20 protein-coding genes are annotated in these 24,951 nt (G+C 70.9%); 14 read left to right on the forward strand and 6 right to left on the reverse strand.

Going from position 1 to position 24,951, the window contains the following annotated elements:
* Both ACWDS7_RS28325 and ACWDS7_RS28330 read right to left on the reverse strand, forming a co-directional pair.
* Nucleotides 1-207 (reverse strand): hypothetical protein (locus ACWDS7_RS28325; RefSeq protein WP_451931752.1); only part of this gene is annotated, 207 nt, incomplete at its 3' end.
* 296 nt (nt 208-503) lie between these two features.
* Nucleotides 504-2,078, reverse strand: coding sequence for a TolB family protein (locus ACWDS7_RS28330; protein ID WP_451931753.1), 1,575 nt, complete (start codon nt 2,076-2,078; stop codon nt 504-506).
* Nucleotides 2,079-2,270: 192 nt separating this feature from the next.
* Here ACWDS7_RS28330 and ACWDS7_RS28335 point away from each other — a divergent pair, with 192 nt between their 5' ends.
* The gene (locus tag ACWDS7_RS28335) at nt 2,271-4,484 is read left to right on the forward strand and encodes a protein kinase domain-containing protein (protein WP_451931754.1); all 2,214 of its coding nucleotides are present in this window, start codon (nt 2,271-2,273) and stop codon (nt 4,482-4,484) included.
* On the opposite strand, the gene ACWDS7_RS28340 is transcribed toward ACWDS7_RS28335, so the two are convergent.
* Nucleotides 4,471-4,995: a helix-turn-helix transcriptional regulator gene (locus ACWDS7_RS28340; RefSeq protein ID WP_451931755.1), complete on the reverse strand. Its 525-nt coding sequence runs from the start codon at nt 4,993-4,995 to the stop codon at nt 4,471-4,473. The genes ACWDS7_RS28335 and ACWDS7_RS28340 overlap by 14 nt on opposite strands.
* Before the next feature lie 55 nt (nt 4,996-5,050).
* On the opposite strand from ACWDS7_RS28340, the gene ACWDS7_RS28345 reads away from it, so the two are divergent.
* From ACWDS7_RS28345 to ACWDS7_RS28355, 3 genes are all read left to right on the forward strand, one after another.
* Nucleotides 5,051-6,514, forward strand: coding sequence for an MDR family MFS transporter (locus ACWDS7_RS28345; protein ID WP_451931756.1), 1,464 nt, complete (start codon nt 5,051-5,053; stop codon nt 6,512-6,514).
* A gap of 41 nt (nt 6,515-6,555) precedes the next feature.
* The gene (locus tag ACWDS7_RS28350; protein WP_451931757.1) at nt 6,556-7,533 is read left to right on the forward strand and encodes a malate dehydrogenase; all 978 of its coding nucleotides are present in this window, start codon (nt 6,556-6,558) and stop codon (nt 7,531-7,533) included.
* Nucleotides 7,534-7,870: 337 nt separating this feature from the next.
* Nucleotides 7,871-8,689, forward strand: coding sequence for a hypothetical protein (locus tag ACWDS7_RS28355; protein ID WP_451931758.1), 819 nt, complete (start codon nt 7,871-7,873; stop codon nt 8,687-8,689).
* A 105-nt stretch (nt 8,690-8,794) separates the two neighbouring features.
* Here ACWDS7_RS28355 and galE read toward each other — a convergent pair whose 3' ends face one another.
* The gene (gene galE, locus ACWDS7_RS28360) at nt 8,795-9,754 is read right to left on the reverse strand and encodes a UDP-glucose 4-epimerase GalE (protein WP_306859326.1); all 960 of its coding nucleotides are present in this window, start codon (nt 9,752-9,754) and stop codon (nt 8,795-8,797) included.
* Nucleotides 9,755-9,876: 122 nt separating this feature from the next.
* Here galE and ACWDS7_RS28365 point away from each other — a divergent pair, with 122 nt between their 5' ends.
* From ACWDS7_RS28365 to ACWDS7_RS28375, 3 genes are all read left to right on the forward strand, one after another.
* Complete coding sequence (locus ACWDS7_RS28365) at nt 9,877-11,256, forward strand: hemolysin family protein (RefSeq protein ID WP_451931759.1); 1,380 nt, start codon at nt 9,877-9,879, stop codon at nt 11,254-11,256.
* A 240-nt stretch (nt 11,257-11,496) separates the two neighbouring features.
* Entirely contained in the window at nt 11,497-12,501 is a 1,005-nt protein-coding gene (gene trpS / locus ACWDS7_RS28370; RefSeq protein ID WP_306859322.1) for a tryptophan--tRNA ligase, read from the forward strand.
* A gap of 109 nt (nt 12,502-12,610) precedes the next feature.
* Nucleotides 12,611-13,543, forward strand: coding sequence for a YihY/virulence factor BrkB family protein (locus ACWDS7_RS28375; RefSeq protein WP_451931760.1), 933 nt, complete (start codon nt 12,611-12,613; stop codon nt 13,541-13,543).
* 246 nt (nt 13,544-13,789) lie between these two features.
* On the opposite strand, the gene ACWDS7_RS28380 is transcribed toward ACWDS7_RS28375, so the two are convergent.
* Entirely contained in the window at nt 13,790-14,893 is a 1,104-nt protein-coding gene (locus tag ACWDS7_RS28380) for a D-alanyl-D-alanine carboxypeptidase family protein (protein ID WP_451931761.1), read from the reverse strand.
* A gap of 94 nt (nt 14,894-14,987) precedes the next feature.
* On the opposite strand from ACWDS7_RS28380, the gene ACWDS7_RS28385 reads away from it, so the two are divergent.
* Nucleotides 14,988-15,206 carry an SCO4848 family membrane protein gene (locus ACWDS7_RS28385; RefSeq protein ID WP_306859316.1) on the forward strand — a complete coding sequence of 73 codons (219 nt, stop codon included), beginning with the start codon at nt 14,988-14,990 and terminating at the stop codon, nt 15,204-15,206.
* On the opposite strand, the gene ACWDS7_RS28390 is transcribed toward ACWDS7_RS28385, so the two are convergent.
* Nucleotides 15,165-16,508 (reverse strand): peptide ligase PGM1-related protein, encoded by a 1,344-nt coding sequence (locus tag ACWDS7_RS28390; RefSeq protein WP_451931762.1) that lies wholly within the window; start codon nt 16,506-16,508, stop codon nt 15,165-15,167. The genes ACWDS7_RS28385 and ACWDS7_RS28390 overlap by 42 nt on opposite strands.
* Nucleotides 16,509-17,061: 553 nt before the next feature.
* Between ACWDS7_RS28390 and ACWDS7_RS28395 the strand changes: the two genes are divergently transcribed.
* The 6 genes from ACWDS7_RS28395 to ACWDS7_RS28420 form a co-directional block, all read left to right on the forward strand.
* The gene (locus ACWDS7_RS28395; RefSeq protein ID WP_306859312.1) at nt 17,062-18,300 is read left to right on the forward strand and encodes a M20 family metallopeptidase; all 1,239 of its coding nucleotides are present in this window, start codon (nt 17,062-17,064) and stop codon (nt 18,298-18,300) included.
* 1,230 nt (nt 18,301-19,530) lie between these two features.
* On the forward strand, nt 19,531-20,610 hold the full coding sequence (locus ACWDS7_RS28400; RefSeq protein WP_399964502.1) for a BMP family protein: 1,080 nt from the start codon (nt 19,531-19,533) through the stop codon (nt 20,608-20,610).
* Nucleotides 20,611-20,712: 102 nt separating this feature from the next.
* Complete coding sequence (locus ACWDS7_RS28405) at nt 20,713-22,236, forward strand: ABC transporter ATP-binding protein (RefSeq protein ID WP_451931765.1); 1,524 nt, start codon at nt 20,713-20,715, stop codon at nt 22,234-22,236.
* Nucleotides 22,237-22,309: 73 nt separating this feature from the next.
* The gene (locus ACWDS7_RS28410) at nt 22,310-23,461 is read left to right on the forward strand and encodes an ABC transporter permease (protein ID WP_451931763.1); all 1,152 of its coding nucleotides are present in this window, start codon (nt 22,310-22,312) and stop codon (nt 23,459-23,461) included.
* Entirely contained in the window at nt 23,458-24,735 is a 1,278-nt protein-coding gene (locus ACWDS7_RS28415; protein ID WP_451931764.1) for an ABC transporter permease, read from the forward strand. The genes ACWDS7_RS28410 and ACWDS7_RS28415 overlap by 4 nt, the downstream gene beginning before the upstream one ends.
* Before the next feature lie 60 nt (nt 24,736-24,795).
* Nucleotides 24,796-24,951, forward strand: a 156-nt coding sequence (locus ACWDS7_RS28420) for a cytidine deaminase (RefSeq protein ID WP_451931766.1), incomplete at its 3' end; no start/stop codon positions are given.

The raw sequence follows: 24,951 nt of genomic DNA on the forward strand, positions 1-24,951 counted from the left end.
CTTGCCGGAGATGTAGCGGCTGACGGTGTCGAAGATGACGACGTCGCGCGGCCGTTCGGCGACGATGCCGAGCAGTTCGCGGGCGGCGGTCTCGGAGGTGTTGAGGGCGCCGCTGAACCGAGGGAACAGCCGGTAGTCGAACCGTTCGTGCAGCACCTGGAGGTCGTCGGGGGTGGCACCGAAGGCGGTGAGCCGGGTTCCCGGCACGGCCTGGTCCCGGCGCGGCGGTGGGCGGTCTCCACGGCCGCTACCGGGCGGCCATGGCCGAGGCGTCCTTCTGTCGTCGCCGGGACCCGTTCCCGAGGCGTCCGCCGGCCGTCGCCGGGACCCGTCCCCGCGCCGTACTGAGCTGTCCTCCGGCCGTCGCCGGGACCCGTCCCCGCGCCGCGCTCAGATCCCTCCTGCGGCCCGTTCCCGTCCGTGCCGTCCGGGAGGCTCAGGCCGTCTCCCGCCGTCCGCAGGCCGGCTCTCCGCAGCCCCTCCGGCCGCCTCCCGTGCCGTCCTCAGCCGGCCGTCACCGCGCCGAGCACGATCAGGCTGTCGTCGGCGAGGCCGGTCACGCGGTGCGCGCGGCCGGTCACGGCGTCCATCCTGAAGAAGCCGGCGGGGCGGCCGCCCGCCTTGGCGCTCAGCCGGACGACGACCTCGTGGGAGTTCAGCCAGCCGACGACCTCCGCCTTGGCGGGGCCGCCCAGGGAGGGGAGCGGCAGGCGCTTGAACACCTGCCGCGACCGGGCGTCGACGATGTGGAGGCTGTCGCCCCCGGCCTCCTCGGCGCCGACCGCGGCCGCGTGCCTGCCGCTGGGGGACTCGCGCCAGACGCGGTAGCTCTTGCGGAGCCAGCCCGCCGCCTTCTCCGCGGCCGTCGCCTGCCCGGCGGGCAGTGACGTCATGGTCCCGGTGGTGAAGTCGGTCCGCAGCCGGCGCGCGCCGAGCGCGACGGTGAAGTGACGGCCGTCCGGGGAGACGCTCACCCGGGTGCCGGTCTCGGTGTCGGAGGGAACCAGCGCGGGCGTCAGATACCGCTTCACGCCGCTGTGCAGGTCGTGGGCGACATATCGCCCCTCCGCCGCACTGAGATAGGCGATGCGGCGCCCGTCGGGGCTGAGAGCCGGGCTCAGCCGCCAGGAGCTCCGGCCGTCGCCGTACGCCAGCCGTTCGGCCGCGTCGGGCACGCTCACCGTGGACTCGCAGCGGCCCTTACCCGTGCAGCCGGCGGGCTCGCGCGCCGAGCCGGCCGGGTCGCCGCCGGCCAGCTTGAGCGTCCAGCCCGCGCAGATGACCTTCCCCGCTTTCGGCGGCGCGGAGGCGTCGCCCGCCGAGCCGCCGTCGGGACACCGCTTGGGCACCGCGTAGCGGATCGTGAGGGAGGTGCGCGGGGCCTGCCAGGGCTTGAGGCCGGAGTCCGGCTCCGGGCTGCCGGTCGGCTCCGCGCTGGTGACCACCCGCATGGCCTCCGGGGCGTCCGCCGGATGGGACCGGTTCGGCTCGCCCAGTGCCGAGTTCCACACCACTCCCTGTGAGAACAGGGTGAAGGCGGCGATGAGGCCGATCGGGACGAGGGCCGCGATCGCCGTCAGGAAGGCTCCGCGGTTGCGGCGGCGCCGTAGCGCGCGCACCGACCGCGCGGTGAGGTCGGGGACCGACGCCTCGCCCGCCGCGGTCGCCAGCCTCGTCTTCAGCCGGGCCACGTTGCCCTTGGTGAGCGTGGCCACCGCCTCGGTGACCTCCGTCTCCACGGTCTCCACCGGGATGCCGAGGAGGGTGGCCATCTCGGCGTGGGTCCTGCCGTCATGGATGCACGCGACGGTGAGGAGGCGCTGCCGGGGCGGGAGCCGTACCAGGGCGGTGGCCCCCGCGGCGGTGGGCTTGCGGAGGAAACGGCGATAAAGGGCGATGTGGGCGTGTGTAGTGGTGTTCTCCCAGAGAGTGGGGGGCCAGCTGAGGCCGACCGTGCGCAAGGACCACAGGGCCAGGCGGATGGCCTGCTCGTGGCTGCCGGTGAGGAGGAGGGCCGTGCCGACGAGGGAACGCTGATCGCGCTGAACGAATTCGCGATAACCGATATATCGGCGCATGAGGGATTTGCTCCGGCTTGCGTGAGGGACGGTCAACGGTAGTGATCTAAGCGGTTGGAGCGCCAACTTGGGTTGATTGTTGCTAATTGGGTGGTTGGTGGGCCCGCCGACCCCCATCGCCGTAGGTGATGGGAGGTCACTTGGGAGTAACAAGGCGGGCGGTGGAGCTACGGCATCGTAAAGTTTGGCTGGTTGGAGATTTACTACACCGTAGGGACGATGATGCCGGAGATCGCGCCGCTGGAAGCGGGGGAACCGCACCGTCTGGGGCCGTTCCGCGTCGTCGGCCGGATCGGTGAGGGTGGGCAGGGGATCGTCTACCTGGGGGTCAACGAGTCGGGGGAGCGGGCGGCGATCAAGTTGCTGCACGTGAAATTCTCCGGCGACACGACGGCCAGGTCCCGGTTCGCCCGCGAGGCGCGCGCCGCCCAGCGGGTCGCCTCGTTCTGCACGGCGGGCGTGGTGGACGCCGATCTCGAAGGCGACACCCCCTACATCGCGAGCGAATACATCGAGGGCAGGTCGCTGCGGGAGGTCGTGGAGACCGACGGCCCGCTCCGGGGCGCCGCGCTGCAGCGGCTGGCGATCGGCACGGCCACCGCGCTGACCGCGATCCACCACGCCGCGATCGTGCACCGCGACTTCAAACCGGACAACGTGCTCATCGCCGCCGACGGCCCCCGCGTGGTGGACTTCGGCATCGCCCGCATCCTCGACTCCACCGGGACGATCACCAGCCGGGCCATCGGCACCCCGGCCTACATGGCGCCCGAGCAGATCTCCGGCGCCGACGTCGGCCCGCACACCGACGTCTTCGCCTGGGGGGCGACCATCGCGTTCGCCGCGACCGGGGAGACGGTCTTCGCCGGCGACTCGATCGCGGTGGTGCTCAACCGCATCCTCAACCACGAGGTGGACGTCAGCGTCATGCCGGAGCCGCTGCGCGGCGCGGTCCGCGCGGCCCTGTCCAAGTCGCCCGCCGCCCGCCCGTCGGCCGATCAGATCCTGCTGCGGATGCTCGGCCACCCCGAGAGCGTGGACGCGTCGCCGGCCGTCCTCAACGAGGGGGCGCAGGTCGCCGGCCCCGACTCGGACGAGGCCACCCACCTCATGCGGATACGGGGCACGGCCCCGGACCGGCCCGCCCCCGACGCCCCGCCCGTGCCCTCCACCGGCTTCCGCGCGCAGCCCCCGGGCCCCGGCGAGCGCCCGCCCTCCCCGGCGTACGGCGAGCATCCGTCCGCTCCGGGCCATGGCGAGCGCGGTCCTTCCCCGGCGTACGGGGAGCGCCCGTCCTCCCCGGCGTACGGTGAGCACCCGTCCTCCCCGGCGTACGGTGAGCACCCGTCCTCCCCGGCGTACAGGGAGCGTCCGTCCTCCCCGGCGTACGGCGCGCAGCCCCCGCCGCCCGCCCACGGCGAGCGTCCGTCGTCCCCGGGGTACGGCGGGTCCTCGACCGTCCCGCCCCCGGACTGGCAGACCACGCTCACCGAGCACGTCACGGACGTGGACCCGCCCCGGCCCTCCCGGAAGGGGCGCTGGGTCGCGGCCGCCGTGGCCGTCCTGCTGGTCGCCGCCGCCGTGGCGGCCGTCGCCCTCACCGGCTGGCCGCCGAGCCTGGGCGCCGGCGCCGAGCCCAGCGCGTCCGCCCCGGCGGAGTTCACCTCGGTGGTGGACAAGGCGGCCCGGACCGGCAAGCTCACCGTCGGCGTGCGCGGCTTCCTGCCGGGCATCGCGCTGGAGAGCGGCGGTAAGTGGAGCGGGTTCGAGGTGGACCTCGCCACCGAGATCGCCAAGGCGCTGCAGGTGCCCGCGGACGGCGTCACCTTCCGGGCGACCAGCCGGGAGGAGCGGCCGGGGCTGCTGGCCGCCGGTGACGTCGACCTGGTCATCTCGACCTACTCGATCAACGACGGCGACGACGTCACCTTCGCCGGGCCGTACTATCTCGCCCACGTCGACGTGCTCGTCAAGGCCGGCTCCCCGATCGTCTCCGCGGCCGGTCTGGAGGGCGGGCGGCTGTGCCAGCCGGCCGCCAGCTCCTCGGTCCGCGTCCTGCAGGAGACGGTGAGCCAGATCGAACTGGTCCCCGCCCAGACCTACACCGACTGCATGAACAAGCTGCTGGCCGGTGAGGTCGACGCGGTCCCGGGCGACGACCTGCTGCTGGCCGGGTTCGCCAACCGGGAGAGCGTCCGCTACAAGGTGCTCGGCCTGAAGCTGACCGACGAGCGCTACGCGGTGGCCGTGAAGAAGGGCGACAGCCGCACCTGCAAGGCCGTGCAGGGCGCGATCGCCGACCTCTACGGCAGCGGCGTGATCAAGAAGCTGCTCGACAGGCACTTCTCGCGGGTCGACTTCGCCACCCGCGAGGACAGCCTCCCGGCCATGACTAGCTGCGGCTAGTCCCCTCGATCTCGGCCGCGGTCTCCTCGGCCCAGTCGCGCATCAGCCGCGTCTGACGGATGCCCAGCTCCAGGGCGTACTGGCCGAAGCCGGGCTTCTTCCACGAGGACCTGGCCGCGCGCATCGCCTCCAGTTCGGCCAGCCTGATGTCGTAGGACTCGGCCTCCGCGCGGAGCAGCGCCGCGGCCTCGTGCGGCTCCAGCGTGGGCAGCAGGAAGGCGCGCAGCACCCCTTCGCTGCGGTAGGACCGTGACGGTCCCTTCTCGATCAGCCACCCGCGCAGCTCATGCGTGCCCTCGTCGGTGATCGCGTAGGTCTTCCGGCCGCGCGGGCCCTCCTCCTCGACCGTGATCAGGCCGTCGGCGGCCATCTTGTTCAGCTCCGGATAGATCTGGCTGTGCCGGGCCTGCCAGGCGTTGTTGATCGAACTCTCGAACAGTTTCGTCAGGTCGTAGCCGCTGGCGGGGCCGGAGACGGTCAGCAGGCCGAGGAGCGCGATCCGTAGGGACATGCCCTCATCATAATTATCAATTGACATGTCAAAACTGACACGTCACTATCAACAGGTGTCTACTGACGTATCGCCCTCTCTCGCGGCCTCCCCTCCCAAGCCCAAGAACGGGCTGCTCCTCCTCGCCGTCCTCGGCGGGATGTTCCTGGCCATGCTCGACCAGACGATCGTCGGGACCGCCCTGCCCCGGATCACCCAGGAGCTCGGCGGCGCGGACCTCTACACCTGGGTCGTGACGGCCTATCTGCTGACCTCCACGATCACCGTCCCGCTGTACGGCAGGCTGTCGGACACCTACGGGCGCAAGCCCCTGCTGCTCGTCGGCGTCGTGCTGTTCCTGCTGGGCTCGCTCCTGTGCGGCCTCGCCCAGGACATGAACCAGCTCATCGCCTTCCGGGCGCTGCAGGGCCTGGGCGCCGGGGCGCTGCTGCCCCTCTCCCTGGCCCTGGTGGTCGACCTGTTCCCGCCGGACAAGAGCGGCCGGGTCCAGGGCGCGATGGGCGGGGTGATGGCGCTGAGCTACATCGCCGGCCCCTTCCTCGGCGGCGTCTTCACCGACCAGGCGAGCTGGCGCTGGGCCTTCATGGTCAACCTCCCCGTCGGCCTGGTCCTCATCGCGATCGTCGTGGCGCGGCTGCCGCACGTGGCCGGCCAGGGCCGCGGCACCCGCCCCGACTACCTCGGCATCGCCGTCTTCAGCGGGGCGATCGGCGCGCTGCTCGTCGGCCTGACCGAGAAGGGCCTGGACGGCCACACCTGGACCAGCGGGCCCGTGCTGTGGCCCATCGTGGCCGCGGCCGTGCTGCTGGCGCTGTTCGTCCTCGTCGAGCGCGGGGCGGCGGAGCCGATCATCCCCCTGGAGCTGTTCCGCAACCGGACCTACACGCTGGCCAACGCGGTCTCGTTCTGCACCGCGTTCTGCCTCTACGCCGGGGTGGTGTTCCTGCCCCGTTACTTCCAGGAGGCCGTCGGGCTCAGCGCCACGGACTCGGGTCTGCGCATCTACCCGCTCATGCTCGGGATGGTGGCCGGCAGCGGGATCGCCGGGGCCCTCATGTCCAGGACCCAGCGCTACAAGCCGTGGCTGATCGCCGGGGCGCTGCTCATGGCGGTCGGGGCGCTGCTCTGCGCCGGGATCACGGTCGGGACCTCGGGCCTCGCCCTCGCCGGGTGGATGGCGCTGCTCGGCCTCGGCATGGGGCCGATGCTGTCGGGTCTGACCGTGGCGGTCCAATACTCGGTCCCGCCGCGGTTCATCGGCACCGCCAGCGCGAACCTGACCTTCTTCCGGCAGATCGGCGGCTCGGTCGCCCTGGCCCTCGCCGGCACCTTCTACGCCTCCGTCGTCGCGGAGGAGGCGCCCGCCCACGGGCTGCCGGCCGCCCATGCCGCGGCCACCGCGAGCGTCATCCCCTGGCTCGCCGTCGGCGGGGCGCTCGTCGCCCTCCTGGCGCTGATCGCGCTGCCCGGAGGCCGGATCAAGGCACTCGCCGCAGGACCGGCGACACTGGACGGGTAACATCCGAGCGTCACAGTTCATCCTTCGAGTGGGGGAAGGTCATGGCCCAGACTCCCGTAAAGGTCACCGTCACCGGCGCCGCCGGTCAGATCGGCTACGCGCTGCTGTTCCGCATCGCGTCGGGCCAGTTGCTGGGCGCCGACGTCCCGGTCAAGCTGAGCCTGTTGGAGATCCCGCAGGCGGTCAAGGCCGCCGAGGGCACCGCGATGGAGCTCGACGACTGCGCGTTCCCGCTGCTGAGCGGTATCGAGGTCACCGACGACGCCGGCAAGGCGTTCGACGGTGCCAACGTCGCGCTGCTGGTGGGCGCCCGCCCGCGTACGGCCGGCATGGAGCGCGGCGACCTGCTCCAGGCCAACGGCGGCATCTTCGGCCCGCAGGGCAAGGCCATCAACGACAACGCGGCCGACGACATCCGCGTCCTGGTCGTGGGCAACCCGGCCAACACCAACGCGCTGATCGCCCAGCAGCACGCCCCGGACGTCCCGGCGGAGCGCTTCACCGCGATGACCCGCCTGGACCACAACCGCGCGCTCTCCCAGCTCGCCGCCAAGCTCCAGGTCCCGGTCACCGAGATCAAGAAGATGACCATCTGGGGCAACCACTCCGCCACGCAGTACCCCGACCTGTTCCACGCCGAGGTCGGCGGCAAGATCGCCGCCGAGCAGGTGGACGAGGCCTGGCTGCGCGACACCTTCATCCCGACCGTCGCCAAGCGCGGCGCCGCGATCATCGAGGCCCGGGGCGCGTCCTCGGCCGCCTCCGCCGCCAACGCCGCGATCGACCACGTCTTCGACTGGGTCAACGGCGCCGAGTGGACCTCCGCCGCGATCCCCTCCGACGGCTCGTACGGCGTGCCCGAGGGCCTCATCTCCTCCTTCCCCGTCGTCTCGCGCGGCGGCAAGTGGGAGATCATCCAGGGTCTGGAGATCGACGCCTTCTCCCGCGAGCGCATCGACGCCTCGGTGCGTGAGCTCGAAGAGGAGCGCGCCGCCGTCCGCGAGCTCGGCCTCATCTGAGCTCAGCCTCGTGTGAGCCCGGCCCCGGCTGAGCTCGATCCTGTCCGAGCCCGGCCCCGGCCGGGCTCACGACGGCTCCTCCGCGTCCAAGGGAAGGGGCCCCGGTCCGCCGGGGCCCCTTCCGCGTCTCCGGGGCCCGGTCCATGAGGCTCGGCGTCCCCGAGATCCCGCGGTCCCCGCGGCCTGGAGTCCCGCCGTCCCGTCTCCCGTGGGTCGGCGTCCCGGTGGCCGGGGCGCCCGCCGTGGTGGGGCGCACGGCGATTGGCGGCGTGTCGAACATGCCGTCCGGCGGCCCCCCGGCGTTAAATGATCATTGAGGGTCGGGGGATCGGTGTTCATGGCGCATGGTGCGGCGCGGGTCGTCGTTGGAATAGTCAGTCTTGCTCTCGTCGGAGTGCCCGGAGCGGTGCTGGCGGAGCCGGGGAGAAACAATCCGGGCGGAGCCGATCTGTCCGTACGGCTGGAGAACTCGCCGAGGGTCGCGCAGCCGGGGCAGCCGCTTCTCTACCGGGCGGAGGTGCGCAACATCGGGCCCGAGGACGCGGTGCTGCCCCTGCTCACCGTCCGGGTGCCCGAGGGGGTGGAGATCCTCCGCGTCGACGTCGCCGAGTGCCGTCCGGGCACGACGGCCAACGAGGTGGTCTGCGCCTCCCCGCAGGACGTCATGGCCGGCGGCAGTGGCGGGGTGACGATCAGCGGTCTGGTCCGCCCGGGCGCGCGCGGCCCGCTGGAGGCGACCGCGACGCTCTCCTCGGAGATCGTGGACGGCAACGAGGAGAACAACTCCGCCCGGACGCTGACCCCGGTGGACGAGGGGGCCGATCTGGCGGTCCGGCTGTCGCGCAAGGCGCGGGCCGGCCGGCTGGTCATGATGGGCGCGGTCGTCCGCAACCGGGGGCCCCGGGTCGTCCGCGACGCCGCGCTCTTCTTCCACACCAGGAGCGCGCGTTTCCTGTCGGCGCGGGGCGCGCGGTGCCGGTCCTTCCCCGGGCTCGTCGGCTGCAGGCTGGGCGCGGTCGGCTCCGGCAAGCGGGTCAGTCTCCGGCTGGCCTTCCGCGCCCACCGGCGCGCGCTGCGGGCCAAGGCGACCGTCTACTCCACTCACGTGGGCGACCGCCGCCCGGCCAACAACATGGCCCGCATCAACCTGCGCTAGGCCCTGTCCCCGGCCCTCCCGCCTGTCGCGGCCCCAGGCTTCCCGCCTGCCGGGCCTAACCGGGCGGCGCCCGGCCGTTCACGGCCGGGTGCCCGCCGCGGCCGGTCAGCGGGGCAGCGCGGCCCAGGCGTCGGCGACGATGTCACGGACGGACGGGTGCTCCGGCTTCCACCCGAGCTCGCGCTGGATCCGCTCCGAGGAGGCCACCAGCACCGCGGGGTCCCCGGCCCGGCGCTCGCGCACGACCGCCGGGATCTCGTGCCCGGTGACCTCGCGGCAGACCGACAGGACCTCCTGCACCGAGAAGCCCGTGCCGCTGCCCAGGTTGTAGATCTTGTGCTCGCCCGCCGAGCAGGCCTCCAGCGCCAGCAGGTGGGCCCGGGCCAGGTCGCCCACGTGGATGTAGTCGCGGACGCATGTCCCGTCGGGAGTGGGGTAGTCCGTGCCGAACACGCTGACCGACTCGCGCAGGCCGAGTGCGACGGCGAGGACGTTAGGGATCAGGTGGGTCTCCACGGAGTGCCGTTCGCGGTAGACCCTGCCGTCGCCGCCGGTGTGGGCGCCGCCCACGTTGAAGTAGCGCAGGCTCACCGCGGCCAGGCCGTACAGCCCGGCGAAGGTGGTCAGCGCGGTGTCGACGGCGAGTTTGGACGCGCCGTAGGGGTTGGTCGGCCGGGTGGGGTCGGTCTCCGCGATCGGGGAGCGCTCCGGCTCGCCGTAGGTGGCGGCGGTGGAGGAGAACACGATCGTGCCGACCCCGGCGGTCCGCATGGCGTCGAGCAGGGCCAAGGTGCCGCCGAGGTTGTGCGCCCAGTAAAGGCCGGGCTTCTCCACCGACTCCCCGACCAGGGACTTCGCCGCGAAGTGGAGCACGCCGTCCATCCCGGGCAGCACGTCCGCGGCCTCGGTGATCGATCCCTCCACGAAGCGCGCGCCCGGCGGCACCGCGTCGGCGTGGCCGGTGGACAGATCGTCCAGCACGGTGACCTGATGGCCCGCCTCGACGAGTTGCGCCGAGACGACGCTGCCTATGTATCCGGCGCCTCCGGTGACCAGCAGCTTCACGGAGCCTCCTGTTTGATGGTGTCTGAATGTGTTTATTTTTGTAAGGCTACTGCCAGCATATGCTGGCTCATCAAATATCGGCCACAGTCGGAACGGGCGACGGCCATGACGGAGACAGTCTCGTGAACAGCGTCCTGGCGAACATCGCCTTGGTCATGCTTTTCGTATTGATCGGGGGGTTCTTCGCCGCCGCCGAAATGGCCATGGTCTCCCTCAGGGAGAGTCAGGTCCGCAGGATCGGCACCCGGGGCCGCAGGGGAGCGCGGGCGGCCCAGCTCGCCCGTGACCCCAACCGCTTCCTGTCGGCGGTGCAGATCGGCGTCACCGTGGCGACCATGCTGTCGGCGGCGTTCGGCGCCGACACCCTCGCCCAGGACCTGATCCCGGTCGTGGACGGATGGGGCGTGCCCGACGCCGTCGCGGCCCCCCTCTCCCTGGTGCTGGTGACGCTGGCCATCTCCTACCTCTCGCTGGTGCTGGGCGAGCTCGCGCCCAAGCGGATCGCCCGGCAGCGCGCGGAGGGGATCTCGCTGCTGGTCGCGCCGTTCCTGGACCGGATGGCCGCGCTGTCGCGGCCGGTCATCTGGGCCCTGTCCAAGTCCACCGACGGCGTGGTCAGGCTGCTCGGCGGCAACCCCGAGGCCGACCGGGAGGAGATCTCCACCGAGGAGCTGCGCGACATGGTGGTCGGCCACCACGAGCTCGCCGCCGACGAGCGGAACCTGATCGCGGAGGTCTTCGCCGCGGGCAAGCGGCAGCTCCGCGAGGTGATGCTGCCGCGCACCGAGGTGGAGTTCATGGCGGCCGACACCCCGCTGGCCGAGGCCGCCGTCCTGGCCGCCGCCATGCCGCACTCCCGCTTCCCGATCTACCGCGACTCCTACGACGACATCGTGGGCTTCATCCACATCAGGGACCTGCTCGACCCGGTGCTGACCGGGTCCATCGAGCCGATCAGCGAGCTGGTGCCGATCCGCCCGGTCAAGCTGGTCCCCACCAGCAAACGGGTGCTGCCCACGCTGTCGGAGATGCGCGGCGAGGGGCACCACCTGGCGATCGTGGTCGACGAGTACGGCGGCACCGCCGGCATCGTCACCCTTGAGGACCTGGTCGAGGAGCTCATCGGTGACATCCGCGACGAGCACGACGTCGAGGACGAGCAGGTCGTGCTGCCCGCGGGAGAGGTGGAGCTCGACGGGCTGGCCAACCTCGACGAGGTCGCGACCGAGACCGGGATCCGGCTGGCCGACGGCCCCTACGAGACCCTGGGCGGGTTCGTCATGGCGGCCCTGGGGCACCTGCCGACGTTGGGGGAGCGGGTGGAGATCCCGGGCTTCGAGATGTCGGTCACGGACATGGACGGCCGCCGGGTCTCCCGGGTCCGCATCAAGCGCCGCACCCCTCCGCCGGAGGCGCCCGCCGCCCCCGGCACGGACGCGCCCGCCCCTCCCGGTCCGGGGCCGTCGGCCGCTCCCGGTCCGGGGCCGTCCACCGCTCCTTGAGACGGGGCCGTCGGCCGTTCCCTGGTTCCGGGCCGTCCACCGCTCCTTGAGACGGGGCCGTCGGCCGTTCCCTGGTTCCGGGCCGTCGGCCGCCCCTGATCCGGGGCCGTCGGCCGCTCCTTGAGACGGGGCCGTCCACCGCTCCTGATCCGGGGCCGTCGGCCGCCTCCGCACCGAGACGCCGGCTGCTTTCGAGTCGGAGTCACCGATCACTCCCGACACCTGACACAATTACGTGCTATGGCCAGTCCCCGTGTCCTCTCCGGAATCCAGCCCACTGCCGACTCCTTCCACCTGGGCAACTACCTCGGTGCCGTGCGGCAGTACGTAGCGATGCAGGACGGCTATGACGCGTTCTACTGCGTCGTCGACCTGCACGCGATCACGGTGGACTACCAGCCCGAGACGCTGCGCAGGCGTTCCAGGGTCGCCGCCGCCCAGCTGTTCGCCGCCGGCCTGGACCCGGAGCGCTCCACGGTCTTCGTGCAGAGCCACGTCCGCGAGCACAGCGAGCTGGCCTGGGTGCTGATCTGCCTCACCGGCATGGGCGAGGCCGGCCGGATGACCCAGTTCAAGGACAAGTCGGCGAAGACCGGTGAGAGCTCGGCCAGCGTCGGCCTGTTCACCTACCCGATCCTGCAGGCCGCCGACATCCTGCTCTACCAGGCCGACCAGGTCCCGGTCGGGGCCGACCAGAAGCAGCACCTGGAGCTCACCCGCGACCTCGCGCAGCGCTTCAACCACCGCTTCGGCGAGACCTTCACGCTGCCCAAGCCGCACATCGTCGAGGGCGTCGAGAAGATCACCGACCTGCAGGACCCCACGGCCAAGATGTCCAAGTCGTCGTCCTCGCCCGGCGGCATCCTGGACCTGCTGGAGCAGCCGGGGCCGCTCCGCAAGAAGATCATGCGCGCGGTCACCGACACGGGCTCCGAGGTCCTCGCCGACGACGAGAACAAGCCCGGCATCACCAACCTCCTGCGCATCCAGTCCGCGCTGACCGGCACGCCGATCCCCGAGCTGGAGGCCCGCTACGCCGGGCAGGGCTACGGCACCTTCAAGAAGGACGTGGCCGAGGCCGTCGTGGAGACCTTCACGCCGATCCGGGAGCGGACCGAGAAGCTGCTGGCCGACGAGGCCGAGCTCGACAAGATGCTCGCCGCCGGCGCCGCGCGGGCCCGCGCCGTGGCCGCCGAGACCATGACCAGGGTCCGCGACCGGGCGGGATTCCTGCCCACCCGCTGACCCGCTGACAGCTCGCTCCCCCGACACCCGCCACCCGACACCCGACGGCCCGCCGGGCGACCGCCCGCGGTAGGCGCACGGTAGGGCGGTAATTGGGTAGGTGACGCGGGTGACGAGCGTGCAGGAACGGATCGAAGTGTTCCGTGAGTGGGGCCGGTCGAGGATCGGCTCCACCCGGATCCGGTGGCCCTGGTTCGATCATCTGATCAGGACCGTGCAGCGATACCAGATCCAGTCCGGTGACCGGCTGGCCGGGGCGGTGACCTACTACGCGTTCCTGTCGTTCTTCCCGATCATCGCGCTGGCCTTCGCGGTCTTCGGCTACTTCCTGTCCGTCCGGCCGGACGCCATCAGGACCCTCCAGCGGGCCATCGACCAATATCTCCCCGGCCTCGCCGACCAGCTCCCGATCCAGCAGATCGCCGACTCGCGGGCCAGCGCCGGGATCATCGGTCTGCTCGGCCTGCTCTACGCCGGGCTCGGTGCCGTCGACGCCCTGCGCGACGCGCTCCGCGAGGTCTCCATGACCGCCGAGGCGCCGCTCAACTTCTTCCTGGCCAAGCTCCGCGACCTGGCGGCCCTGGTCCTGGTCGGCGTCACGATGATCGCCTCGGTGCTGGTCGGCGGCTTCGCCACCCAGGCCAGCGGGACCGTGGCCGGATGGCTGGGCCTGTCGCGGTCGGCGATCGGCAGCAATTCGATCTGGCTCGTCGGCCTGGTGGTCAGCGTCCTGGCGGACACCGTGCTGTTCGTGATCATCCTGCGCTGGATGGGCCGGTCGAGGCAGCCGCTCCAGGTCGTGCTGCGCGGCGCGCTGCTGGGCGCGCTCGGCTTCGGCGTCCTCAAGCAGCTCGCCGCGCTGATCCTCGCCAGGACGTTGAACAACCCCATCTACGGGGTGTTCGCGGTGATGGTCGGGCTGTTGCTCTGGATCAACCTGTCGGCCCGGGTGATCCTCTACGCGGCAGCCTGGACGGAGACCTCCTCACTCGGCCCGCCCCCCGAGCCCACCCCGATCCCCGCCGCCGGCGTCCCTCTCTAGCCGCTCCAGCGGACTCGGCTGGAAATTATGCCTGTAAAGCCTGTCTGTGCCCATAAGGGGCATTTGGCGGCCCGGTAGGCCCGACCGTGGCCCTCGCCCGGCCAAGCCCTTGACCCGGCCGGACCCTTAACGCGGCCGGCCCCCTTCACCCGGCCGGACCTCTCATCCGGCCGGACCCTTAATCCGGCCGGACCTCTCATCCGGACGCGCCGCTTGGGCGTGCCGTTTGGACGTGCCGGGCCCGCGTCAGCGGGACCGCCTGCGCATGCCGTACACCAGCCAGATCCCGCCGCCGAGCAGGCCCGCGCCGAGCACGTAGAGGCCCACCGGGACGGCCGCGGGGGAGCCGTCCCCGGAGGCGGGGGCGGCTCCTGTGCTGCCGGGCCGGGGCGCCGGTGACGGCGGCGTCGCGGGCGGGGTGGTCGGGCCGGTCGGCATGGGGGCGGCCGCGGGGAGCGGGTCCACCAGCCGGCCGACCGGGGTGATCTTGCCGCGGGTGGCGAAGCCCCAGTCGAGCAGGTCGGCGACATCGTCCCAGAAGTAACCGTCGTGCCGCATGATCGACACGATGACGGTGTGCCCGTTCCGTTTGGCCGCGCCGACGAAGCTGCCCATGGCCTTGGACGTCCAGCCGTTCTTGACGCCGATCATGCCCTTGTAGCGCCATAGCAGCTTGTTGTGGTTGCCGATCTCGTAGTAGCCCTTGGGCGCGGGAAACTTGTCGGTCTTCGTGCTGATGTACCGCCGGAAATCGGCGTTGGCCAGTCCGGCCCGCGCGATCAGCGCCAGGTCGTAGGCCGAGCTGCTCTGGCCGGGCTTGTCCAGCCCGCTCGGCGTCTTGGCCACCGTGTCGAGGGCCTGCAGCCGCTTGGCCTCGGCGTTCATGTCCTTCAGCGTCTCGGCCAGGCCGCCGTTGGCCTCGGCCAGCGCCATCGCGCAGTCGTTGCCCGAGACCAGCATCAACGCCTTGAAGAGGTCTTCGACGGTGTAGATCGGTTTGGAGACCAGGCCGACGGCGCTGCCCTCCTCGTTCACGGCGCGGCTGCTCGGCTTGACCTTCCGGCTCTTGTCGAGCTTCGGGATGAGGGTGAGCGCGGTCAGGGCCTTGAGTGTGCTCGCCGGCAGGTATCGTCCGTGCGGGTCCTTGGCGGCGAGGACCTCCCCGGTGTCGGCGTCGGCGATCACGTAGGACTTCGCGGCCGTCTTCGGCGGCGCCTTCACCCCTGTGGGGGCGATGATGCCCCGCTCGCCGAGCTCGTTCCCGCCGACGGGCGCTTTCTCGGCATATGCGGGAACGCCCAGGAAGGCGGTCGCCGCGAGCAGCACCCCGACGGGCGCGACGTGTTTCATCCCCATAGTGATCTCAGGGTAGCTTCGTGCCGATTCACATGCCGTGCCCCACACGCTGACCAGGGGACACATCAGGTAACGGAATACTGATGTCATGCAAATGTCGCGAAAGATCGCCGTATTCCTGCTCGCCGTCGCCGCTTTCATGGTCTTCGAGTGGATCAATCTCGGCTTCAACCTCGCGGACGGACACCCGACGGCGTTCTATGTGGTCCACGGCATCCTGATCGCCGTGAACATCGTCCTGGCCATCGTGCTCGGCGTGATCGGCCTACGCGGACTGGCGAAGCGTCCGCAGGGTCCTCCGGTGTAGCTCGGCGGCCTCCTCGGCCGAGTCGCCGATGCTGGTGAAACCGAGTTTGCCGAACTCCGGGACCGCGCCGAGCAGGTGCAGCACGTTGCCCGTGCGGGTCTCGCGGTCGAAGCCGAGGCCCTTGTCGTGGACCAGCTTGACGACCTCTCCGGGGGTGCGGCCCCGCAGGCAGGGGGCGGTGCAGTTGTCGGTGGCCACGTAGCACTTGGGCTGGTCGCCGTGCATGAGCATGCCGGTGCCGGGATCGTAGGCGGCGCCAGTGGTGAGCAGCGCGGCGCCGAACGGGTGCGTGGTGCCGCCGATGCGCAGGTTGACCTCGCACAGCAGGGCCCGGTAGCCGGCGTCGGTCTTGACGGCGAAGAAGTCCATGCCGAACAGGCCGACCACGCCCCGTCCGGCGAGGACGCGGGCGATCCGCTCGGCGCACTCGCCCACCTGGGCGCGGTAGTCCGGATGGGCGGGGAAGGCGCAGCCCTGGTAGACGTCGCCGTTCGGGCCGCCGAGGAGCTGCTCGTGCGTGGCGACCACGTCGTAGGCGCCGCCGGGGGTGATCCTGGCCAGGGCGCTGGGGGAGCGCAGCGGCCGGCCCTCGACGAACTCCTCGATCACCGCGCCCCGTTCGGCGATCTTCTCGGCGAACGTCGTCCAGGTCTCGCCCGCCGCCGAGAAGCTCGTGTGACAGGCGGTGAGCGGCCGCTCGTCCTTGATCACGATGGCGTTGCCCAGCCCGGAGTAGCTGTTGTTGAGCTTGACCATCAACTTCGTCGTGGGGCTCAGCGCGCGGGCGGCGTGCTCCACCTCGGTCAGCGACCGCAGGTCGGCGAAGCCCCGCGCCATCGGCACCCCCGCCTCCTCGCCGATCATGCGCCCGCCGCTCTTGGATCCCAGGTGGGCCAGCGAGGTGGCCGGGCCGTAGATCGGCAGGCCGAGGACCTCGGCGAGCCGTTCCTCGTGCTCGCTGACCACGAACGGCACCATCCAGGCGTCCGCCGTGCCGCCGAGCGCCGCCCGGATCCGCCCGACGACGTCCGGGCGGCGCAGCACCGACACGGTGAGCGGCTGCGTGCGAGGATCATCCAAACTGATCATTTGCAGGCGGGTGCGGGCCTCGTCGGGGTCGTCGAGGAAGCTCAGGTAGTAGTCCACGATCGCGGTGTCCACCGGTGTCGAGGACAGGTAGACGACTCCGACGCCCGGCTGCCTGAGGGTGAGCAGGAGGAACAGCAGCCGCTCCTCGTAGCAGAGGGCGCCGGTGATCCTGCGCAGCTCGTCCTGGGGGAGCGAGAGTGACGGGATGACCACCAGGGTCCCCTCGTTCGGTTCGAAGATGCTTAACCCGGCGTGCTTCTTTCCGAATGGGATTTTAGTGATCATATGCGGAGTGAAGCACGCATTCTTCCGGTTTGCATCACTCCCTCGGGTTCGATGACTGGCACCTGAGGTGACGTAAATTGCCAGGTCGTCAATGTTTCAACGGAGCCACGGACGGTCACCTCCCGGGCCGCACCACCCGGTACGGCTACCGCCCCTAGCCAATCCGGGTCATCGGCTCTGGTCCGGGTGGGTCACGAGGCACAGAAGTAATGGATGGGACGGCAAAACATTTGGTCTAGATGTCGGCGGGCGGCCACGGAGGAGAGATAAAGTCGATGTCATCGTCAGCGCGCCGGTGGTCTCACCCTGGTCCGCCGCTCCCGTGCCGGCGATCCGTCAGTCGCGCCGGCACGGCCCACGGCACCCACTCCGGCCCACCGGTGCGACGATCAATTTTCGGGCTGTCTCATGGATCGCGTGATTCTGGGCAGTGGCACGGTGCGTCGAGATCAGGCTGCTGGCGCGGATGGGATGGTGACCAATGCGGGGGCGTAATTTTCGGGGAGAACTCGACACGTTCCTCGCCGGGCATGAGCAGGACCTGATCGGCTTCCGCCGCGACCTGCACATGCATCCCGAGCTCGCGTTCGCCGAATACCGCACGACGCAGCGCGTCGCCGACCGCCTGACCGCGGCCGGTCTCATGCCCTCGGTCCTGCCGCGCGGCACCGGTCTGATCTGCGAGGTCGGCAGCGGCGACGGGCCGACCGTGGCGCTGCGGGCCGACATCGACGCGCTGCCCGTGCCGGACGAGAAGGACGTGCCCTACAGCTCCACCGTCCCCGGCGTGTGCCACGCCTGCGGCCACGACGTGCACACCACGATCCTGCTCGGCACCGCGCTCTTCCTCGCCCAGCAGGCGGAGGCCGGGCTGCTGCCCGGCCGGGTCCGGCTGATCTTCCAGCCCGCCGAGGAGCTTCCTGGCGGGGCGCTGGAGGTCATGGCCTCGGGCGGGATCAGCGGTGTCGACCGGATCTTCGGCCTGCACTGCGACCCCCGGGTGGAGGTCGGCAAGGTCGGCCTCAAGTCCGGACCGATCACCTCCGCCTGCGACAAGGTCACGATCCGGGTGAGCGGCCCCGGCGGGCACACCGCCCGGCCGCACCTCACCGCCGACCTGGTCTTCGCCCTCGCCAAGATCCTCACGGAGCTGCCCACCGGGCTGTCGCGCCGGGTCGACCCGCGTTCGTCGCTGAGCCTCGTCTGGGGCCGGGTCGAGGCGGGCTCGGTGGCCAACGCGATCCCGGACGACGGAGTCGCCGAGGGCACCGTGCGCTGCCTGGACGAGGACGCCTGGCACGCGGCCCCAGAGCTGATCAAGGGGCTGCTCGACTCGGTCGCAGGCGCCTACGGGGTCGAGGCCCGGATGGACTACGCCCGCGGCGTGCCGCCCGTCGTCAACGACAAGGTCAGCGTGCAGATGCTGACCGAGGCCGCGATGGGCGTGCTCGGGGAGGGCTCCGCGGTGCCGACGCAGCAGAGCCTGGGTGGCGAGGACTTCGGCTGGTATCTCGAGTCCGTCCCGGGGGCATACGCCCGGCTGGGCACCCGCAAGCCGGGCTCGGACCAGCTGGCCGACATCCACCAGGGCACCTTCGACGTGGACGAGACGTGCATCGGCACCGGCGTGCGGTTCCTGGCGGCGACCGCGCTGACCGCGCTCTGGGAGGGGCGGCGCCCCACCTCGGCCGAACCGGTCGCGGGCATCGCGATGTCCTGAAGGACCGGGGTCCGCGATGTCCTGAGGGACCGGGTCCGGACGGCTCCCCCCGGAGGGCGGGGAGCCGGACGGCACGGCGGTCGGGGGACCAGCCGTCAAGAATCGGAGTCCGGTGAATGTCGTCACCGGTAATCGTGGACGCCGTCCGCTGCTCTGCCCGGCCGCTCCATTTCACTCGACATCGACTTCACTCGGCGTCGACGGCCGGATTTGATCCGGGCTGACGGATGTCGCCGGCGCGGGATGTGTCACGTTGTTTTCCGCGTTTTCCGGGCGCTGCCGGACGGGCTCGCCGCACGGAATTCGCCGGCGCCTTCACAGAAGCCCTGATGCTTGCGTTGTGGTGGCCGGGTCGGTGCGGGGCGGAGGCAACCGGGACCTGCTCCGCTGACGGCCGGGCGGGCGCCACGGCCACCGGCTGTCAGCTCACGTGGCACGGTTCCCCCTGATCACGTGGCACGGTTCCCCCTGATGGAGACGGGTTCTGAGCTGATCTTCCGAGGTGTGCCGCATCGCGCCGTGATCGCCTCGGCGCTCCGGTCCGGGGCGGGCCGAGCTCCGGCCCAACGGCGACCGGACGGAAGTCTCGCTCCTTCCCCGGCCGCGGACGCGAATGTTCCGGCCATGGACGTCAATGCGTGTTCCCGGCCATGGACGTCAATGCGCGCCATGGCGTGGACGGCGGTCAATTCGGCGGGTGCCGGGTGTTTCCTCCAGGCGTCACGGCTGACGGGAGGCGTCAGATGTTCTCCGCGGTCTGATCGGACGCTCACAGCGGTCGCGGTGGCTTTTCTCCCTCGGTTCTGCTTTTCTTTACCGGGTCCGCTTTCTCGACCGGGTCCGCTTTCTCGACCGGATCCGCCTCCCTGCCGCGCTGAGCTCTCCGGTCGCGGCCGCCGCTCTCCGGTCACGGCCACCGGCGGGCCGGCGCGATGGTCGACGCGCCGGCGGCCCCGCTCCAGGCCGGAGGGCCGCGTCTCGTCGACCTGTCGCCACGGGCGGGGCCGCTGAGAAGATCGTTCGTGATCGGCCGCCATATCGTGACGCCGGACGGTGCTACCGGCGGGTAGGATCGGCCGCCTTCCTGTGTCACAAGGCGGCGTGAGCTGCATAACGGACCTATTTCGGACCCGTGCGCTGGTTTGGTCAACCCTGGTCGACCAACTATCTTCCGTGCAGGGTTGCCGTGCGTCTCTTCGCGCGTGCACTGAGACGCGAAGGGAGTCCATCTTGCTTCAGAACCGATTCGGCAAGCTGGCAGCTACCGTACTGACGGGCAGCATGCTCATGGGGGCTGCCGCGTGTGGTGGAGGCGACGACTCGACCACGTCGGCCAAGCCGAGCGACGGGGGCGCCAGCTCGGCTCCGGCCGCGACGGGCGCGAAGGTCGGTCTCGCCTATGACATCGGCGGCCGTGGCGACCAGTCGTTCAACGACGCCGCCGCCGCCGGTCTGGACAAGGCCAAGACCGAGCTCGGCCTGGCCGAGGCCAAGGAGATCGAGGCCAGCAACGGCGAGACCGAGGCGGCCAAGGAGGAGCGGCTGCGCCTGCTCGCCTCCGGCGGCTTCAACCCGATCGTCGCGATCGGCTTCGCCTACTCCGGCCCGGTGAAGAAGGTCGCCGCCGAGTTCCCGGACGTCAAGTTCGCGATCGTCGACGACGCCGCCGCGACGGGTCCCAACATCTCCAACCTCCTGTTCGCCGAGCACGAGGGCTCCTTCATCATCGGCGCCGCCGCGGCGCTGAAGTCGAAGAAGAACCACGTGGGCTTCGTCGGCGGCGTCCAGGTGCCGCTGATCCAGAAGTTCGAGGCCGGCTTCGCCGCCGGTGCCAAGGCGGTCAAGTCCGACGTCAAGGTCGACGTCAAATACCTGACCCAGCCGCCGGACTTCGCCGGTTTCAACGACCCGGCCAAGGGCAAGACGGCGGCCGAGGGCATGTTCGACGCGGGCGCCGACGTGGTCTACCACGCCGCGGGCGGTTCCGGCAGCGGCGTGTTCGAGGCGGCCAAGGCCGCCAAGGGCCTGGCCATCGGCGTCGACTCCGACCAGGCCAAGACCGCGGCCGCCGAGCTGCAGGGCGTCATCATGACCTCCATGATCAAGAAGGTCGACGTCGCCGTCTTCGACTTCCTGAAGAGCTTCAGCGGCGGCACGGTGAAGAGCGGCACCACGATCTACGACCTCAAGGCCGGCGGCGTCGACTACTCCACCACCGGTGGCCAGGTCGACGACATCAAGACCAAGCTCGACGAGTACAAGCAGAAGATCATTTCCGGCGAGATCACCGTGCCGGAGAAGACCTCCTGACCTGGTAGTAATGAAGGGCCCGGCGGACGATTCCCCGGGCCCTTCGGTCAGTCTCAACCATCCCGTTCCGCAAACAGGGCCACCCGTGCGGAGGAGGCCGTCATCAGCACCCCGACCCCGGCCGTCGAACTCGCGGGGATCACAAAACGATTCCCCGGCGTCGTGGCCAACCGCGACATCTCCCTATCTGTGCAGCAGGGCCACGTGCATGCCGTCGTCGGAGAGAACGGCGCGGGCAAGTCCACCCTCATGAAGATCTTGTACGGCATGCAGCGCCCCGACGAGGGCGAGATCCGCGTCAACGGGGCGGTCACGAGCTTCCGTTCCCCGGCCGACGCGATCGCGGTGGGCGTCGGTATGGTCCACCAGCACTTCATGCTGGCCGACAACCTGACCGTGCTGGAGAACGTGATCCTCGGCAACGAGCCCCGCACCGGTGGGGTCGCGATCGACTTCGGCGCCGCCCGCAAGAAGATCAGAAAGATCTCCGACTCCTACGGCCTCGGCATCGACCCCGACGTCATGGTGGAGGACCTGGGCGTCGGCGCCCGGCAGCGGGTGGAGATCCTCAAGGTCCTCTACCGGGGCGCCCGGATCCTCATCCTGGACGAGCCGACCGCCGTGCTCGTGCCGCAGGAGGTGGACGAGCTCTTCGACAACCTGCGCGAGCTGGTCCGCGAGGGCCTCACGATCATCTTCATCTCGCACAAGCTGGACGAGGTGCTCTCGGTCGCCGACGCCATCACCGTCATCCGGCGCGGCACCACCGTCGCCAGCGTGTCGCCCAAGAGCGTGACCGCCAGGCAGCTGGCCGAGCTCATGGTCGGCAGCGAGCTGCCCAGCCCGGAGACCCGCGACTCCACCGTCACCGACGTGGTCGCGCTCTCGGTACGCAACCTGAGCGTCCACTCGGCCGAGGAGCGCTGTCTCATCGACGGGGTCAGCTTCGACATCCGTAAGGGCGAGGTGCTCGGCATCGCCGGCGTCGAGGGCAACGGCCAGGCCGAGCTCGTCGAGGCCATCATGGGCATGCGCGCCGCGGAGGGGGAGATCCGCCTCAGCGAGGAGGACATCTCCGCCTGGCCGACGCTGCGCCGCCGCGAGGCCGGTATCGGTTACATCCCCGAGGACCGGCACCGGCACGGCCTGCTTCTGGAGGCCCCGCTCTGGGAGAACCGGATCCTCGGCCACCAGACACGGCGCCCCAACGTCCGGGGCCCCTGGATCGACCGCGGCGGTGCCCGCAAGGACACCCAGCGCATCGTCGAGGAGTACGACGTCCGCACCCCGGGCATCGACGTGGACGCCGCCGCCCTGTCCGGCGGCAACCAGCAGAAGCTGATCGTCGGCCGGGAGATGAGCGGCGACCCGGTGTTCCTGATCGCCTCCCACCCGACGCGCGGTGTGGACGTCGGCGCCCAGGCCGCGATCTGGGACCACCTGCGGGCCGCGCGCGCCGCCGGCCTGGCCGTGCTGCTGATCTCGGCGGACCTGGACGAGCTCATCGGCCTGTCGGACACGCTGAAGGTGATCCTGCGCGGCCGCATCGTCGCGGACGTGGATCCGCGGACGGTGACGCCCGAGCAGCTCGGGTCGGCCATGACCGGTGCTGGAGAGGCGGCATGAACATCCACGCAGCGCACCGAACGGGTGCGCTCCCCGAGGTGCGGCGCCCCCGCACGGCAGCCGGGGTGGTCGCATGAGCCCCGCGGAGTCGAGCTTCGCCGACCGGCTGCTCGGCCGGGTCCGGCTCGGTGGCCTGCTCTCGCTGGCCGCGCCGATCCTCGCCATCGTGTTCGCCGGCCTGATCACCTCGATCGTCCTGCTGGTCACCGGTGACCCGCCCCTGGAGACGCTGGGCGTCATGGTCGACTACGGCGTGCAGCCGCGCTCGATCGTGCTGACCCTGAACTCCGCGACGACCTATTACCTGTCGGCCCTGGCGGTGGCGATCGGGTTCCGGATGAACCTGTTCAACATCGGCGTCGACGGCCAGTACCGCCTGGCGGCGCTGGTCGCGGCGGCCGTGGGCGGCGCGGTGGCGCTGCCCGCCCCGCTGCACGTCGCCCTCATCATCTTCGTCGCCATGGTGGTCGGCGCGGGTTGGGCGTCGATCGCCGGCCTGCTGCGGGTCAGGCGGGGCGTCAGCGAGGTCATCTCCACGATCATGCTGAACGCCATCGCCACCGCGCTCGGCGCCTGGCTGCTCAACAAGGACCGTCTCGCGGTCGAGGTGTCGGGCAGCAACAACATCGGTACCAAGCCGATCGACCCGTCCGGTCAGGTGTCGGGCATGGCGATCATCCCCGGCACCGAGGCCAAGGTGTTCGGCCTGATCATCCTGGCGATCGCCATGGGAATCCTCTACCACGTGCTGCTCAACCGCACCCGCTTCGGCTTCGACCTGCGCGCCACCGGCCGTTCGGAGTCGGCCGCGGTGGCCAGCGGCGTCAACGTCAAGAAGATGATCCTGCTGGCGATGATCCTGTCCGGTGCGGTGGCCGGCCTGGTCGGCATGCCCCAGCTACTCGGCGCGTCCTACAGCTACAGCCTGGACTTCCCCACGGGGCTCGGCTTCACCGGCATCGCGATCGCGCTGCTCGGCCGGAACAACCCCGTCGGCATCGCCTTCGGCGCGCTGCTGTGGGCCTTCCTCGACACCTCGTCGAGCATCCTGCAACTGCACGAGATCTCCCCGGAGATCGTCACCATCATGCAGGGCACGATCGTGCTCTCGGTCATCATCGCCTACGAGCTGGTCCACCGTTACCAGATCACCGCCGGCCAGCGCCGGGTGAGCAAGGAACTGGCGAGTGGCACCCCGGCCCAGGCTGAAGGAGCGTCGGCATGAGCGGAGGCGCCGTGACCCTGGCGGAGGCTCCGCTGGAGGAGCCGACGAAGCCCGTCAAGTTCAGACTCACCTGGCAGGTTCTCCTGCTCGCCTTCGGCGGGCTGGTCGTCCTGCTGTCGTTCACCCGCGCCGTCACCGGCGCCGTCGACCTCACCTCGGCGGGGGCGATCAACGCGGCCGTCGCGCTGGCCGTGCCGATCGGCCTGGCCGGCCTCGGCGGCCTGTGGTCCGAGCGGGCCGGCGTGGTCAACATCGGCCTCGAAGGCATGATGATCCTGGGCACCTGGGCCGGCGCCTGGGGGGCGATCCACTTCGCCAACCCCTGGGCGGGCGTCGTCGCCGGCGCGATCGGCGGAGCCATCGGCGGCCTGCTGCACGCGATCGCCACCGTGACGTTCGGGGTCGACCACATCATCTCCGGCGTCGCGATCAACATCCTGGGCCTGGGCGTCACCCAGTTCCTGTCCAAGGTGACGTTCGCCGAGATGCCGGGCGGCGGCGACTCCCAGTCGCCCCCCGTGCCCAAGCCGGGCACCGTGAGCCTGCCATGGGTCGGCGACCCGCTGGCCACGCTGGAGACCAAGCAGTGGTTCCTGCTGTCCGACGTCGCGGGCATCCTGCGGGGCCTGACCACCAACGTCTCGCTGTTCACCCTCCTGTCGATCCTGCTGGTCCCGCTGACGTTCTACGTGCTGTGGCGCACGGCGTTCGGCCTGCGGCTGCGCTCCTGCGGCGAGCGGCCGGTGGCGGCGGAGTCGCTGGGCGTCAACGTCTACCTCTACAAGTACGTCGCGGTGGTCGTCTCCGGCGCCCTGGCGGGTCTCGGCGGCGCGTTCCTGTCGTTGGTGGCCGCCAGCGCCTACCGCGAGGGGCAGACCGGCGGCCGCGGCTTCATCGGCCTCGCCGCCATGATCTTCGGTAACTGGCGTCCGGGCGGCCTGGCGGCCGGCGCGACGCTGTTCGGCTACACCGACGCGCTCCAGCTGCGCCGCGGCGGCGAGTCGGTGCACGCGCTGCTGCTGCTGGTGGCCATCCTGATCGCCGGCGTGGCGGTCTACCAGCTCGTCCGGCAGAACCGCGCCAGGGCGGCCCTGATCACCGGGGTCGCGGCGATCGCGGTGTTCGTCGTGTTCGCCCTGACCGACACCATCCCGCCCCAGTTCACCTCGGTCGCCCCGCACATCACCACGCTGCTGGTGCTGTCGCTGGCCGCCCAGCGGCTGCGGCCGCCCGCCGCGGACGGCGTGCCGTACCGCAGGGGGCAGGCGAAGTGACCACATCGGGCAAGACGAAGGGCGCGTCGTCCGCGGCGCGCCCGTGAGCGGAACGAGCAGATGAACATCGACTGGGCCGCCCTGAGGGCGGAGGCCGTGCAGGCCATGGCGAACGCCTACGCCCCCTACTCCAAGTTCCCGGTGGGCGCCGCCGCGCTGGTGGACGACGGGCGGATCGTGTCCGGCTGCAACGTGGAGAACGCCTCCTACGGCGTC

Source organism: Streptosporangium sp. NPDC003464 (genome assembly GCF_053588315.1).

Bases quoted from the DNA above. Each gene is read 5' to 3' on its own strand.
- ACWDS7_RS28350 (WP_451931757.1), top strand. From the start codon at position 6,556: ATGGCCCAGACTCCCGTAAAGGTCACCGTCACCGGCGCCGCCGGTCAG.
- ACWDS7_RS28385 (WP_306859316.1), top strand. From the start codon at position 14,988: ATGCAAATGTCGCGAAAGATCGCCGTATTCCTGCTCGCCGTCGCCGCT.
- ACWDS7_RS28330 (WP_451931753.1), bottom strand. From the start codon at position 2,078: ATGCGCCGATATATCGGTTATCGCGAATTCGTTCAGCGCGATCAGCGT.
- ACWDS7_RS28380 (WP_451931761.1), bottom strand. From the start codon at position 14,893: ATGAAACACGTCGCGCCCGTCGGGGTGCTGCTCGCGGCGACCGCCTTC.
- ACWDS7_RS28410 (WP_451931763.1), top strand. From the start codon at position 22,310: ATGAGCCCCGCGGAGTCGAGCTTCGCCGACCGGCTGCTCGGCCGGGTC.
- trpS (WP_306859322.1), top strand. From the start codon at position 11,497: ATGGCCAGTCCCCGTGTCCTCTCCGGAATCCAGCCCACTGCCGACTCC.
- ACWDS7_RS28340 (WP_451931755.1), bottom strand. From the start codon at position 4,995: ATGTCCCTACGGATCGCGCTCCTCGGCCTGCTGACCGTCTCCGGCCCC.
- ACWDS7_RS28355 (WP_451931758.1), top strand. From the start codon at position 7,871: ATGGCGCATGGTGCGGCGCGGGTCGTCGTTGGAATAGTCAGTCTTGCT.
- ACWDS7_RS28395 (WP_306859312.1), top strand. From the start codon at position 17,062: ATGCGGGGGCGTAATTTTCGGGGAGAACTCGACACGTTCCTCGCCGGG.
- ACWDS7_RS28415 (WP_451931764.1), top strand. From the start codon at position 23,458: ATGAGCGGAGGCGCCGTGACCCTGGCGGAGGCTCCGCTGGAGGAGCCG.